8 protein-coding genes are annotated in these 15,175 nt (G+C 33.1%); 5 read left to right on the plus strand and 3 right to left on the minus strand.

Annotated elements, in window-relative coordinates; translation table 11 throughout:
• The first annotated feature begins 125 nt into the window (after nt 1-125).
• Nucleotides 126-983 (plus strand): MBL fold metallo-hydrolase, encoded by an 858-nt coding sequence (locus tag LNP81_RS06590; RefSeq protein ID WP_230034391.1) that lies wholly within the window; start codon nt 126-128, stop codon nt 981-983.
• Between the two features lie 85 nt (nt 984-1,068).
• Here LNP81_RS06590 and LNP81_RS06595 read toward each other — a convergent pair whose 3' ends face one another.
• On the minus strand, nt 1,069-1,767 hold the full coding sequence (locus tag LNP81_RS06595; protein WP_230034393.1) for a glycoside hydrolase family 78 protein: 699 nt from the start codon (nt 1,765-1,767) through the stop codon (nt 1,069-1,071).
• A gap of 2 nt (nt 1,768-1,769) precedes the next feature.
• Nucleotides 1,770-5,993 (minus strand): T9SS type A sorting domain-containing protein, encoded by a 4,224-nt coding sequence (locus LNP81_RS06600; protein WP_230034395.1) that lies wholly within the window; start codon nt 5,991-5,993, stop codon nt 1,770-1,772.
• Between the two features lie 291 nt (nt 5,994-6,284).
• Between LNP81_RS06600 and LNP81_RS06605 the strand changes: the two genes are divergently transcribed.
• The 4 genes from LNP81_RS06605 to LNP81_RS06620 all read left to right on the plus strand — a co-directional run bounded on the left by LNP81_RS06605 (nt 6,285) and on the right by LNP81_RS06620 (nt 14,118).
• Nucleotides 6,285-7,919: a S8 family peptidase gene (locus LNP81_RS06605; RefSeq protein WP_230034397.1), complete on the plus strand. Its 1,635-nt coding sequence runs from the start codon at nt 6,285-6,287 to the stop codon at nt 7,917-7,919.
• Between the two features lie 62 nt (nt 7,920-7,981).
• Nucleotides 7,982-9,862, plus strand: a complete 1,881-nt coding sequence (locus LNP81_RS06610; protein WP_230034399.1) for a M1 family metallopeptidase — start codon at nt 7,982-7,984, stop codon at nt 9,860-9,862.
• A 254-nt stretch (nt 9,863-10,116) separates the two neighbouring features.
• On the plus strand, nt 10,117-11,247 hold the full coding sequence (locus LNP81_RS06615) for a S1 family peptidase (RefSeq protein ID WP_230034401.1): 1,131 nt from the start codon (nt 10,117-10,119) through the stop codon (nt 11,245-11,247).
• A gap of 66 nt (nt 11,248-11,313) precedes the next feature.
• A complete protein-coding gene (locus LNP81_RS06620; protein ID WP_230034403.1) occupies nt 11,314-14,118 on the plus strand; it encodes a DUF2135 domain-containing protein in 2,805 nt (934 codons plus the stop codon).
• A gap of 98 nt (nt 14,119-14,216) precedes the next feature.
• On the opposite strand, the gene LNP81_RS06625 is transcribed toward LNP81_RS06620, so the two are convergent.
• On the minus strand, nt 14,217-15,155 hold the full coding sequence (locus LNP81_RS06625) for an L-threonine 3-dehydrogenase (RefSeq protein WP_121318218.1): 939 nt from the start codon (nt 15,153-15,155) through the stop codon (nt 14,217-14,219).
• Between the last annotated feature and the right edge of the window lie 20 nt (nt 15,156-15,175).

A 15,175-nucleotide genomic window follows, 5' to 3' on the forward strand; every position in this document is an offset into this window, starting at 1 on the left:
AAATCAGTAAAATCAGTTTAACCAGTGGGCAATCTTTATATACATAAAAAACATTATTTAAAGAATACTTAGTATAAAGAGATTGGATTTCCTAGCTTTGTTTTCAATACTAGAAATGTACTCTTATGAAACTTTACCCAATAGAATCCGGAAATTTTAAGTTAGATGGCGGCGCTATGTTTGGTGTTGTGCCCAAAACAATCTGGAACAAAACCAATCCTGCCGATGCCAACAATTTAATTGATATTGCTGCACGTTGTTTACTTATCGAAGATGGAAACCGACTAATTTTAATTGATACCGGAATGGGCGATAAGCAATCTGAAAAGTTCTTTGGCTATTATTCGCTTTGGGGATCTCATTCGATAGATAAGTCATTAGCAAAATATGGCTTTAGCCGGGATGATATTACCGATGTTTTTATGACGCATTTGCATTTTGACCATTGCGGAGGAAGCGTTCAATGGAACTCGGATAAAACATTTTATGAGCCGGCTTTTAAAAATGTTAAATTTTGGACAAACGAAAATCATTGGAATTGGGCAACAAAACCCAACGCTCGCGAAAAAGCTTCTTTTTTAGCAGAGAATATTTTACCCATGCAGGAAAGTGGACAATTGAATTTTATAAAACGTCCTGAATCTGATTTTGGCTTTTCGGAAGAAATGAATTTCGGAATTTATTATGTTGATGGCCATACTGAAAAACAAATGATTCCGCACATTCAATATCAGGATAAAACCATTGTTTTTTGTGCCGATTTACTGGCGACAGCCGGACATATTCCGTTGCCCTATGTTATGGGTTACGACACAAGACCTTTATTGACAATGCCGGAAAAATCAAAATTTTTGAATGCAGCAGCAGACAATAATTATTATTTGTTTTTAGAACATGATGCGCACAATCAAATTATAACGGTCGAACATACAGAGAAAGGTGTTCGATTGAAAGAAGTTTTTACTTGCGAGGAGATTCTTTAAAACAGAAATTCAAAACATAAAAAAATCCCATTTTCAGTATATCGAAAGTGGGATTTTTTAGTTAACAAATTATAATTCTAAAATTTTAGTTGGTTTTAAATTTCCAAACCTGACCAACAGTTTCTCCGCCTTTATTGTCTTTTACAACAATTTTCCAGAAATATTGTGTTGCAGGTTCTACTGTAACATCAAAAGAAATTGCAGCTGTATTCTCACTTACTTTTACTGTAGGCGGATTGGTTTTTCCAAAATAAACATCATATGTAAGAACGTCTGTTGCGTCAACATCTGTTGCTATCCATTTTAAATTTGCAGTTGTTGTATTCAAATCAGAATTTATTGACGGATGCACCAATTCCGGAGAAAATGGCAAATGATTTACTACGGCTTCACCAGTTGTATACAGTTTGTAAGTAGGCGAATAAGCGCTGGACAAACCTTTATTGTCTGTTGCTTTTACTCTCCAGTAGTAGGCCGTGTTTTTGTCTAAACTTATCGAAGAATTATCAGCTGTAACTTCGTTTGTTTTTACAATTTGAGTAAACGTATTATCTTTTGCTACCTGAATTTGATATGTTATAAGGTCTTTATTGACATCTGTAGAAAGTTTCCATTGAAACGAAACAGTATTGTCTACACATAGTTTATTATCTGCCGGAAGAACTAATGCCGGTACTGTTGGTGCTACATTTGCTTCAGGAGTTGGCTCTGAATCATCGCCGCCACCGCCACCGCAAGCTGCGAATAAAAAACCAATGATGGATAAGTATATTAAATTCTTCATTTTTATTTTTTTATAATTTTAATGTATTCCGGAGTATCTAAATAAATTTTGGCAGCATAAATTCCTGAAGGTTGGTTTTCAAGATTCAATTGTGTTTTTCCGCTTTCGACAGCATACGTTTTAGCCGAAATTAATTGACCTGAAAAATTATACAATTCTATTGTAACTTCATTTTTAGCAGTTGGAATTTCAATCTCAAAACTTCCAGAAGTAGGGTTAGGGTAAGCAGATAAAATTTGATAATTAGCATCAAAATCTGAAACAGAAACCTTTTTAGTAAAAATACCTTCGCAGGCTTTTGCAGTAGCCACTTCGACTAGTGCCGCTTTACTAACATCTACAGAAAATACCGCTTCATTGGTTTGAAATTGCTCTGCTCCGTCAATAAAAACGGTAAATGGTGCAGTTCCTGCTGTAATTTCAACTTCTGTCTTTTTACCGGTTGTATTTGAATTACCTGCTATAGTAGCGCCTTTTGCAATTGTAATAGTAAAGTTTTGTTCAAAATTTTCGCCAGGAATTGTAATTGAAACTGGGTAGCTTCCTGGAGTTAAACTCGAAACTTTTAAGCTGTAATTGGTAAAAGCATATGTTTTTCCGCTAATGATCGCCTGATAGTTGTATTTTTCTTTTGTGGCTATGTTTATTTCGCCGTTGTTTTCGCCAAGACACGATTCTCCTTTTGTTTCAACCGAAAAATTATCCGCAACAACTGTAAGTGTTCCTCCACAATCTTCAGAAAATTTAACATTTGGATCTGCATAATAACTCCAATTTGCTTTTGCATATTTCTCGTCTGTTACCTGAATGCATTTTAAATCAGGATTGTTTTTGTAATTGGCTGTTGTAAGGTCTATATATAGGGCCTTATTACCGTTTTTTAAATTTAAATAAGTAAGTTTATTATTATTGCAATTAACATATAATAGTTTCTTATTGCTCGAAATATCTAAACTGGTAATTAAATTATTGATACAGGTAATATAAAGTAATGCGGGATTGTTAGCAGGATTTAATTCAGTAAGCTTATTGTCTGAAACATACAATGCTGTCAATAAAACATTTTTTGTAACATCAATTTTTGTGAATTGATTTTTACCTAATGATAAATCTGTCAATTTTAAATTATTAGATATATCTAATGTTTTTAAATTGTTCGAATCTGCGGTTAGTTTTTTTAGGTCAGATAGATTAGAAACATTTAATTCGTTTAGATTTAAACCAGGACATCCAAGTTCTATCAGTTTAATGTTTTTCGTGAAATCTATTTCAGGTAATGCGTTAAAACCGCAGTTTAACACAGTTAATTCTTTATTTTGTGTAACATTCAGAATTGATAATTTATTTTCAGTACAGTTTAGTTTTTCCAATTTTGTCAATTGGGACACATCAAGACTTGTGATTAAATTAGAACTACAATCGATATCTGTTATACGCGGTTTATCCGTTAGATCTAAGGATGTAATTTTATTTCTTGCAATGTGAATGTATCTCAGCAAAGGGTGTTTTGAAATACCCAAACTAGTAATTTCATTATTAGTGCAATCAAGATCACTTAAATAGATGTTGTTTGTAAGATCAAGGCTTGTCAGTTTGTTTTCGCGAGCTTCAACATCATATAGAAGAAGATTTTTTGAGGTATTAAATTCTGTCAGACGATTATTAGAAAACCTGGCAGTTCTTAATTCCGTGTTTTTAGACACTTCAAGTGATGTTAATAAATTTGCCTGACAAGACAGGTACATTAGTTTTGTGTTTTGGCTAAGGTCTAAATTGGTTATTTTGTTGCCTTGGCAATTCAAACTGGTTAATAAGGTGTTTTTTGAAACATTAAGAGCGGTAATTTTTCCACAACCGCCTCCCGCAGTACTTATACAGCCATTGCTGCAATCTAATTCCTGTAAAGCAGCAAAATCCTCAAGACCAGTTAAGTCAGAAACTACGGTTGGGTCAACTTTTAATGATTTAACAGCAGCAATTTTTGAGGTTAGAACCTTTCCGTCAATTTCACCGGAATCAATACCCAGTTCGATTAATCTTTTTTCAAAGTTAGCATCTGGAATTAAAGTATAAAGAACAATTATAGGACATGTTTCTGCTGAAAAAGTTGCAGTTGCATCTTTTTTGTCTATCCAATTTTTGTTTGAATAATTTTCATCATCGACCTGAATACATTTTAGGTCTGGGTTGTCTAAAAATGATATATCGGTCAACAAATTGTTTTTTCCATTTTTTATATTTAACGAAGTCAATTTGTTATTATTAACTTTTAACCAATATAATTTTGGATTTGAAGAAAGGTCTAGTGTTGCTAATTCGTTTTCATCAAGTATTAAAACTTGTAATAAAGTGTGCGTTTTTAGATCTATATTTTTTAGTTTATTTTTAGAAGCGAATATTCCAATCAATTTTGTATTTGCAGAAATATCTAATGTTGTTAACTCGTTTTCAGAAAGTGATAAATGTTCTAATAAAATATTTGCGCTAAGATTTATATTTTTCAATTTATTTCCAGAAGCATGGAATCCAGTTAATTTTGTATTTGAAGAAATATCTAATGCTGTTAATTCGTTTTTAGTAAGTGCTAAAAAACCTAATAAAGTGTTTGCTTTAAGATCTATGTTTTTTAATTTACATTCTTGAGCGCTTAATGCAAGTAGCTTTGTATTTGCAGAAAGATTTAATGAGATCAATTGATTATTGTTTACGTTTAAGTCAACTAATTCTTTAAATGCTTCGATCCCTGTTAAATCAGTAATTGAGGAATTAGTAAGGTCTAAATTTTTGACAGAAGTAATATCTGCGGTTAATACTTTTCCGTCAGGGACACCAGAATCAATTCCTAATGATATTAATTTATTCTCAAAATTAATATCGGGAATTAAGGTGTAACTAGCTGCACAATTTGTATTAAAACTAGCTTTGGTGTCTTTTTTATCATACCACGTACTATTTGAATAATCAACATCGTCAACTAAAATGCAAGTAAGATTTGGGTTGTTGGTGTAATTAGTATAATAAAGTTTAAAATTGATGTTATTTCCATTCTTTACGTTCAAATAAGTTAGCTGATTGTTGTTACAAGCAAATTCAGTAATTTTTGTGTTTTTAGAAATGTCAATGCTTGTAATTTGGTTTTCATAACAATCAAATATATTCAATTCCGGATTCTTTGATACATTTATAGTAGTAAGTTTGTTTCCAACACACACAAACTCTGTAAGTAATAAGTTTTTAGAAACATCTAAACTGGTAATTTTATTATAATGGCAGCCGAAAGAAGTTAATAAAGTATTATTTGATGTGTTTAGGCTGGTTATATTATTATTTGCACAATTTAATTTCTTTAATACAGTATTGTTGTTAATGTTCAAATTGATTATTTGATTTTTCTGGCAATCAAGAAATTTCAGTAAAACATTTGAGGTAATGTCTAATATAGTTAATTGATTTTCTGAAACGTCCAACTCCGTTAGCTTTGTGTTTTGACTAATATTTATACTTTTTAATTGGTTTTGAGAGCATTTTAAAATCTCTAATGATGTAAAATCTTCAATTCCTGTTAAATTAGTAATTGAGGAATTATCAAGATCTAATGTTGTTACCGATGAAATGTTTGAAGTTAATACTTTCCCATCGGCAATACCAGTATCAATTCCTGAAGCAATAAGTTTATTTTCAAAATTCACATCAGGTATTAATGTGTATTGAGAAACTGGCTCATTAGGATTAACAATAGAAACATCATCGATTAAAACATTAAAAGTATCATCATCAAAACTGAAAACTGAAATAGACAGTTCATACGAAAGATCTACATCAGGAGTAAAAGTAATTTCTTTTGGAGTCCAATTATTATCTGTTGCAAAATAGCTTTTTGATATCGTATTTGCACTCCCATTTTGAAATATTTTTAAAGCAATTGGGTGCAAGCCGCTATAATTACTGCTGATATATTTATATTTAAACTTTATGGTATAAGTTACGCCGGCTTTTAATAAAACCTGAGCAGTAACTTTTGGAGCCAAAGTTTTATCTGTTAAAGATAATTTTGCACTATATTGTCCTTCGGCTTTATCGGTGCTTGATGAAACTGAATTTGTAATTATCCAGTTTTTAGGTGAGTTACTAATCCAATTTTCAAATCCTCCATTTGCAACTAAGTTGGTTTGCGCATGAATTGAAAAATTTGTTAATAATAGCAAGAAGAGTAGTTTTGTTTTCATAGATTCAATTTATAATTAGCTCGGGCAAGTGTACAAAATACAAATCGCATTTCCTTACGGGAAAACGTAATGAGCAATTTATCTTTAAAGTTTAAAAACTAGATAATTAATTAGTCGTTTTTCTAAAAGCTTAATTCGATCAGTTTTTTTTTAATTTAGAAAGGCTTTACAAGGCTCCTAAGGTTTCTTAAATGCTAAAATAAAAATCATAACACAGTGTTAATCGTTAGTTTTATGTAACAAAAAATCATAATTTAGGCCCATATTTTAACTTTTATCAAAAATAGATACATGAGTCCTATAAAAATAAATACCATATCGACTTTTGCATTACTTGTACTTGCAGGTTGCAGTGCTACTTTGCAAGCACAGACTTCTTCTACTAAAGAATTGATTACTGCTCCTTTGGCAGTGGTTAAAAAAGCACCGCTTAGCGAAAACGAATTAAAAAGATGGAGTCATCTTGATTTAATCAAAGATTCGATTCCGGGAATGAGTGTTGACAGGGCTTACGCCGAATTATTACAAGGAAAAAAAGGCGTGAAAGTAATTGTAGGGATTGTAGATTCTGGTGTAGATATCGAGCATCCTGATTTACAGGGAATGATCTGGACCAATCCTAAAGAGATTCCGGGTAACGGAATTGATGATGATAAAAATGGTTTTATTGATGATGTTCACGGATGGAATTTTCTTGGAGATGCCGTTCACGAAAATCTTGAATTGACACGTATTGTCAAAAAAGGAGATGATGGATCAGCACAATACAAAGCAGCTTTAGCACAATACGAAGAAAAGTCTAAAAAAGTTTTAGAAGACAAAGAACAAGTAGACTTCTTGATAGATGTGCATAATACTATAAAAAAAGAGTTAAATAAAACGACTTATAAACTAGAAGATCTAAGCAAAGTTACTTCGACTGATCCAAAAGTAGCGAGAAGTAAAATGGTGATGACTCAAATTTTGACTAATGCAGGACCAACTTTTGATCCTGAAGCAGAATTAGAAGATTATAGAGAATCAGTTTACGATCAGTTCAATTATAACTTGAATAAAGAGTATGACGGAAGAAAAATCGTAGGTGATAATCCGGAAGATATCAAAGACAATCGTTACGGAAATAACGTAGTTTTTGGACCAGATAAAGAAAAAGCATTACACGGAACTCACGTTGCCGGAATTATTGCACAAATTCGTGGTAATGATTTAGGCGGAGACGGCGTTTCAAACAATGTCGAAATATTAACCGTGAGAGCAGTTCCTGACGGAGATGAGTATGATAAAGATATCGCTTTGGCAATTCGTTATGCAGTTGATAACGGAGCAAAAGTAATTAACGGAAGTTTCGGTAAAAGTTTTTCTCCGCACAAAAAATGGGTTTACGATGCCATAAAATATGCGGCCAAAAAAGATGTTTTAATTGTACACGCAGCAGGAAATGACGGATACAATATCGATAAAACAGAAAATATTAATTACCCAAATGATTCTGAAGATAACGTAAAAGAATTTACAAATAACGTAATTACAATAGGTGCAATCAACAAAGCATACGGAGAAAATGTTGTAGCTCCGTTCTCAAACTTCGGAAAAATAAATGTTGATGTGTTTGCTCCGGGTGAAGAAATTTATGCAACTGTTCCTAATAATAAATACAAGTATTTGCAGGGAACTTCGATGGCATCTCCAAATGCAGCAGGAGTAGCAGCATTGATTCGTTCCTACTATCCAAAACTAAAAGCAGCTCAGGTAAAACAAATTTTAATAGATTCAGGAGTAGCACTTCCGTCAATGATCATTTTGGGTGAAAATCCAAATCCGGACCAAAAACCAGTAGCGGTTTCTTCTGCAGAATCATCAAAATCTGCTAAAATGGTAAATGCTTACAATGCTTTATTGATGGCAGAAAAAATGTCAAAAAAATAAAAAAACACAAAATAGTAACCTAATGGAAGAGTGGCAACTCTTCCATTTTTATTGAAAAAACAATGCGAAAAATAATACTACTTTCTTTTTTGAGTTTGGGTTTAAACTCAGCATTTGCACAAAGTGCTCCATATTGGCAACAACACGCCGATTATAAAATGGAGGTTGCTATGGATGTAAAAAACTACCAGTACAAAGGAAAACAAGAATTGGTGTATACCAATAATTCTCCCGATACTTTAAAAAAGGTGTTTTATCATTTATTTCCAAATGCATTTCAGCCGGGAAGTGAAATGGATGCACGTTTGCATTTTATAAAAGATCCTGACGGAAGAATGGTAACCAAGATAAAAGGTGCCGACGGAAAGGAAACAAAACAAAGCCGAATTGAAACTTTAAAACCAAACGAAATTGGGTTTCTAAAAATCACCAACTTAAAACAAGATGGCGTAACGGCTCAAACCAGAGTTTCAGGAACAATCCTGGAAGTAACTTTGGCGAAACCAATTTTACCTAATTCGAAAACTACTTTTACCTTAGATTTCGACGGACAAGTTCCGGTACAGGTTCGTCGTTCAGGACGTAATAATTCTGAAGGAGTAGAGCTTTCAATGTCACAGTGGTATCCAAAATTAGCCGAATTTGATTTTGAAGGCTGGCACGCAGATCCATACATTGCGAGAGAATTTCACGGTGTTTGGGGTAATTTCGATGTAAAAATTACAATCGATAAAGACTATACGATTGGAGGTTCAGGATATCTGCAAGACAAAAACGCCATTGGTCACGGCTACGAAGATGCTGGTGTAACGGTTGTATATCCAAAGAAAACAAAAACATTAACATGGCATTTTATCGCACCAAATGTTCACGATTTTACATGGGCTGCCGATAAAGAATATACGCATGATATTGTAAAAGGACCAAACGATGTCGATTTGCATTTCTTCTACAAAAACAACCCAAAAACGACCGAAAATTGGAAACAATTAGAGCCGTTAATGGTAAAAGTAATGGAATATTACAATCAAAGAGTTGGCGCATATCCGTACAAACAATACTCGTTTATTCAGGGTGGAGACGGCGGAATGGAGTATGCAATGTGTACTTTGATGTTAGGAAACGGAACACTTCAGGGAATTTTGGGAACTGCAACGCATGAATTAGGACATTCATGGTTTCAGCATATTTTGGCTTCAAACGAGTCAAAACACCCGTGGATGGATGAAGGTTTTACCACTTATATAGAAGACGGCGCTTTGAATGAATTAAAAGGAGATAAAAAAGAAGTAAATCCGTTTAAAGGAAATTACGCCGCTTATTATCAATTGGTAAATTCAGGAAAAGAACAGCCACAAGGAACTCATGGAGATCGTTACGATGAAAACAGGCCTTACAGTATTTCGGCTTATATAAAAGGAAGTATCTTTTTGTCGCAATTAGAATATGTAATTGGGAAAGAGAATGTAGATGCGACTTTGAAAAGATATTTTAACGATTTCAAATTCAAACATCCAACTCCAAACGACATCAAGAGAACTGCAGAAAGAGTTTCGGGAGCAGAATTAGACTGGTATTTGATTGATTGGACAGAAACATTAAATACAATAGATTACGGTATCAAAGACGTTGCAGATAATGCAGGAAAAACAACTGTAAGTTTAGAAAGAATTGGAAGAATGCCAATGCCAATAGATCTAACGGTTGAATATACTGATGGAACTTCTGAAAGTTTTTACATTCCGCTGAGAATGATGAATTTCATTAAACCAAATCCAAATCCTAAAGTAAAAAGAACAGTTTTAGAAGATTGGGCCTGGGCACAACAAAATTATAGCTTTACAATAGACAAAAACAAAACAGCGATCAAAAAAATCACCATAGATCCAAGCGGATTAATGGCGGATGTAAAACCTGCCAATAATGTTTTTGAAGTGAAGTAAAGAATTTAAATTTCAATTAAGATAAAATCCAAAGCTGTTATGGCTTTGGATTTTTTTTGTTTAAAAAAGAATCAAAAAAGAATCCAAAAATAATGGGGTACTTAATAAATATTGTCAATGCTAAATATGATGATATTTTACTACTAAAATTCAATAATTAAATTACTATCTTCGGGCCGTTAAAACAGTAAATGTTAAATAATTTTTTGAATTGACAATCTATAACCAAACGAACAAAACTTACCTATTTACAAATGAAAATTAGAAAAATCGGCCCCAACAATGATTTGCATGAAATTAATAATAAAAGAAAACCTTATAAAATTATCTTCTTTGCTGTAATCATGCTCTCAACAGCAGCTTTTTTTGGCTTTAAATATTTTAAAAAGCCACCTGTTGCTATTTGTTTAGATTCAGATACAAAAGTTTATAACGAATACAAAGACGCAGTTGTACTGATAAAACACAGCTATGGTTATTTTGCAAAAATTAAGGGAACAGAGATTCAGCTTACTAATCAAGATGTAAAAGAAGAAACGGTTTTTGGAACTGGTTTTTTCGTAGACAGAGAAGGAAAAATATTGACCAACAGCCACGTTTTGCAGCCATGGAATTCATCAAACGAAGAGCAGGAAAAAGTAAATACCACTATAAGAAATCTAAGATTAAAAATTGCTTCAATTCTTACTACCGATGTTTCAGAAGATGAGTATCAAAGTTTTATTGAAAGCAATTGGAAAATTGCATCTGCTTATGACGAAGGTGAAGGCGATTACGAAGGTGAAGGTGAAGAAACAAGTGAAGAGCCAGCTGGTGAAGAATTTGTGAGTTCAAATGATACAGAAACAGATACAGCCGCAACAGATATTGCAGCTGCTATTCCGGTTAAAGAATATGTATCGAGAGAAGATATTGAAGTATATGTAAAAACGGTAGATATTTCGGTTGCACTTCATGATTCAGATGACCAATGGCTTAGTTGCGCGATCGAAAAAGTTTCAGAAGATACTAATATTGATTTAGGTATTTTGCGACTAGCAGCTCATACAACCCCGCAAAGTGTTGCAAACGTCATCAATCTTGACAATGCCGTTCAGGATGATGCCTCTTTAAATCCCGGACAAAAAGCAATAATGGTGGGTTATCCTTTAGGAATGGATTTGGCAAAAACAGATTCAGGTATAAAAGTGCAGCTGTACGATGGTAAAATAAGTAAAGAATCAGACGGGAATAAAATTCAATACAGTATCACTTCTACGCATGGTGCCAGTGGCGCACCAGTATTCAATGAGTGTGGTCAGTTAATCGCAGTCAATTTTAGCGGAGTAGATGAGGTACAGGGCTTTAATTTTGGAATTGTTGCCAAGCACATTCGCAATTTCTAATTAGAACCTCTTAATAATTTATTGTTTTTTCTCCTTTATAATTAAATAAATAATCGCTTTTATAATATGAATAAAGTTTTTACAATATGTGCACTAATGTTCTTTAGTGCCGTGTTTTCGCAGATTCCAACTCTGGATGTCGAAAATCAGAAAAAAAATTCAGTAATCCTGCAGGAAGTAAAAATTGAAACTAAAATTTTAGGAAATCTTGCATCAACTACAGCAACTTATGTATTTTATAATCCTGGCGACAGAATTTTAGAAGGAAAATTTACACTTCCGTTACCAGAAGGAGTAAGTATAAGCGGCTATGCTTTAGACATCAACGGAACCTTAAGAGATGCAGTTCCTGTTCCTAAAGAACGAGCAAAAGAAGTATTTGAAAGTATTGAAAAAAGAAATATAGATCCCGGTATTATTGAAAAAGTTGACGGAAATAATTTTAGAACCAGAATTTATCCAATTACGGCCAGAGGTACGAGATTCATTAAGATTACTTACAATCAGGAACTGAAAAATTCAGCCACCGATTATCAGTATTTTTTAAGTTTTGCCAATGCAGTCAATATTCCAAAATTTAATTTGAAAGTATTGGTGAATGAAAGTCTGGCAAATCCTAAAATTACGGAAAATCCAGATGGAAGTTTTACTTTTCAAAAACAAGGAAATCAATGGATTGCTGAAATAAACAAAGCCAATTTTACGCCAAATGAAAATCTTAAAATAACTATTCCAAAAGTAAACGAGTCAAATGTATTGCTTCAAAAAACTTCTGGTGATAAATTTTATTTTGCAGCGAGTGTTTCGACAGACTTCCCTGTAAAGGAAAAATCAAAATCTCATAAAATTGCCATTATATGGGATAATTCATTTAGCGGATCAAAGAGAAACCGTCAAAAAGAGTTTGACTTTCTAAATGCTTATTTTTTAGAAAACAAAGATGTTTCGGTATCATTTGTCCTTTTGAATAATGTTCTGGAAAAAACAGAAGAACTTACTGTTTCTGGTGGAAACTGGAGTGTATTAAAAAATAGAATTGTTGACTTAAAATATGATGGTGGAACTGATTTTGGTGCATTAAAAGAGATTTCAGGAATAGAAGAATATCTTTTATTTTCTGACGGAATTTCAAATTTTGGTGATTTGACTTTAAAATTCAAAAAACCTGTAAATAGTATTGTAAGCACGCCTACTTCAGATTTTAATCTGCTTAAACTTTTATCATCACAATCTGGTGGAAATTTTATCAATCTGAACGAATTAGATACTCAGTCTGCTCTAAAAACATACAATAAACAGCCTGTTATATTTTTAGGGTTTAAAGAAAGTGCTAATATTCAGGAGCTATTTCCAAATGTTGGAACTGCAGTAAATGAACCAGTCAATATATTTGGAATTGCATCTCCAAATTTGGGTAAACTAACCGCTCTTTTTTCTGTAGGAAATAAAAAATTTGAAGTTCTCGTAGATTTCAATAACGCTGTGCAAGTTGATAACTGGCCAATTGCGCAGTTTTGGGCACAAAGAAAAATTAATGATCTTGAACTCAATTCAACTCAAAACCGCGATGAAATCAGAAATCTGAGCGAGCAGTTTGGCGTAGTAAGTAAAAACACCAGCCTTATTGTATTGGATGACGTAAATGACTATGTGCGTTACGGAATTAAACCACCTCAGGAATTATTATCTGAATACAACAAAATCGTTTCACGAAACAAAAAAGAAATTTTAGAGAAAAGAAAAAATCTTCTATCCAAATCTTTTGATATAACGCGCGAACTGGTAGCCTGGTGGAATACCGAGTTTAAACCTGCCGAAAAAAAGCAGTATCCTAAGATTTCCAATCAGTCATTAGGAGAATCAGCAAATAAAAATTTATTACTGGAAAGTAGTGATGTTTATAGTAGTAATGCAGATCTTGCCAGGTCAGAAAAATCCACAGGTAAAATAACTTTGATAGAGGTAGAAAGCAACGAAGAGTATATGAAAGATTTTAAGAATCTACAGTCCTCTGAATTAATCTACCAAAAATATCTTGAAAATCGTCCTAAATATGAAAAGCTGGTAACGTACTATTTTGATGTATCTAAATTGTTATTCAAAAAAGGAGACAAAGCACTTTCTCTAAAAGTTTTAAGCACATTAGCAGAGCTCGATTTGGAAAATGAGGAATTATACAAAACGATATCTTATCTATTGAAACAGAGAGGTAATTATGAAAAAGAATTATGGATTACCCAGAAAATTCTGGAATGGAGACCATTCGATTCTCAAAGTCACAGAGATTATGCATTGGCCCTGATTGATAATAAAAAACCTCAGGAAGCCCTTAATGTCTATAAATCGATGCTTTATCAGGAATATACCGATGAGATTTCAGTAAGAGACAACGGTATAGAAGAGATTTTGATTATGGAAATTAATAATATTCTGAGCCAGAATAAAAATGTTGATGCAAGCAAAGTTGATGATCGTCTAAAAGCAAATCTACCGGTAGACATTCGAGTTGTAATTAACTGGAATAAAGACAATACAGATATAGATCTTTGGGTTACAGATCCAAGAGGAGAAGATTGTTCATATTCGCATAAATCTACCGAAATTGGAGGAAGATTAAGTAATGATTTTACTCAGGGTTTTGGTCCTGAACAGTTTTTACTGAAAAAAGCCATAAAGGGTAAATATAAAATTAAAACCAATTTTTATGGCGAGAGACAGAATTTACTTTCCGGACCAACAACAGTGATGGCAGAAGTATATTTGTACTATTCTGATGGAAGACAAGAACGTAAAATTGCTGTTTTTCAAAGTCAGAAAGAAAATAAACGCGAAAACGACAGTAAAATCTTGATTGGAGAATTTGAATTCTAGAATAAAAGCAAAAAAATACCGAAGATGAACACTTCGGTATTTTTTTTTGCTTAAAATTTTCAGCTCGACAAAAGTTCTTTATAAAAGCTAAGATTCGTTTATCCTAAATGCTCCAGCATATCTTTTGTCATCGATTCAAGATCAAAAGTATGATTCCAGCCCCAGTCTTCTCTTGCAGATGAATCGTCGATACTTGCAGGCCAGCTATCAGCAATTTTCTGACGGAAATCAGGCTCATAAGTAATCGTAAATTCAGGAATATGTTTTTTAATTTCAGCAGCAATTTCAGTAGGAGTAAAACTCATTGCAGCCAAATTATAAGATGAATGTATTTTGATATCTTCAGCCGGAGCTTTCATGATATTGATAGTAGCTTCAATTGCATCATCCATATACATCATCGGCATTTTTGTTTCAGAGGATAAAAAGCACTCGTATTTTTTATCGGCAATAGCCTTATAAAAAATATCCACAGCATAATCTGTAGTTCCGCCGCCCGGAGGTGTAGACCAACTAATTAAACCAGGATAACGGATGCTTCGAACATCAACTCCATAAATATTATGATAATATTCGCACCATCTTTCTCCCGCTTGTTTGCTAATTCCGTAAACTGTAGAAGGCTCCATTATAGTGTATTGAGGCGTGTTTTCTTTTGGAGTTGTAGGTCCAAAAACCGCAATACTTGATGGCCAGAAAATCTTTTTTATTTTTTTTGCTTTCGCTAAATTCAAAACGTGAAATAGGGAATTCATATTCAAATCCCAGGCAAACGCAGGATTTTTCTCGGCTGTAGCCGATAAAAGTGCCGCCATCAAATAAATATCAGTAATTTGATGAACCTCGACAAGATGTTCGATTTGGTTAAAATCTAAAGCATTGACCACTTCAAACGGACCCGAATTAACAACGTCAGTATTTAATTTTCGAATGTCAGACGCAATTACATTGTCTGTTCCGTATAATTTACGCAGTTTTTGAGTCAGTTCTGTCCCAATTTGACCGCAAGCGCCAATGATCAATATTTTTGGATTCATTTGTGATGTTTTTTTTAGAT

It is taken from the genome of Flavobacterium piscisymbiosum, assembly GCF_020905295.1.
Lineage (GTDB): Bacteria > Bacteroidota > Bacteroidia > Flavobacteriales > Flavobacteriaceae > Flavobacterium > Flavobacterium piscisymbiosum.

Bases quoted from the DNA above. Each gene is read 5' to 3' on its own strand.
- LNP81_RS06590 (WP_230034391.1), top strand. From the start codon at position 126: ATGAAACTTTACCCAATAGAATCCGGAAATTTTAAGTTAGATGGCGGC.
- LNP81_RS06595 (WP_230034393.1), bottom strand. From the start codon at position 1,767: ATGAAGAATTTAATATACTTATCCATCATTGGTTTTTTATTCGCAGCT.
- LNP81_RS06600 (WP_230034395.1), bottom strand. From the start codon at position 5,993: ATGAAAACAAAACTACTCTTCTTGCTATTATTAACAAATTTTTCAATT.
- LNP81_RS06605 (WP_230034397.1), top strand. From the start codon at position 6,285: ATGAGTCCTATAAAAATAAATACCATATCGACTTTTGCATTACTTGTA.
- LNP81_RS06610 (WP_230034399.1), top strand. From the start codon at position 7,982: ATGCGAAAAATAATACTACTTTCTTTTTTGAGTTTGGGTTTAAACTCA.
- LNP81_RS06615 (WP_230034401.1), top strand. From the start codon at position 10,117: ATGAAAATTAGAAAAATCGGCCCCAACAATGATTTGCATGAAATTAAT.
- LNP81_RS06620 (WP_230034403.1), top strand. From the start codon at position 11,314: ATGAATAAAGTTTTTACAATATGTGCACTAATGTTCTTTAGTGCCGTG.
- LNP81_RS06625 (WP_121318218.1), bottom strand. From the start codon at position 15,155: ATGAATCCAAAAATATTGATCATTGGCGCTTGCGGTCAAATTGGGACA.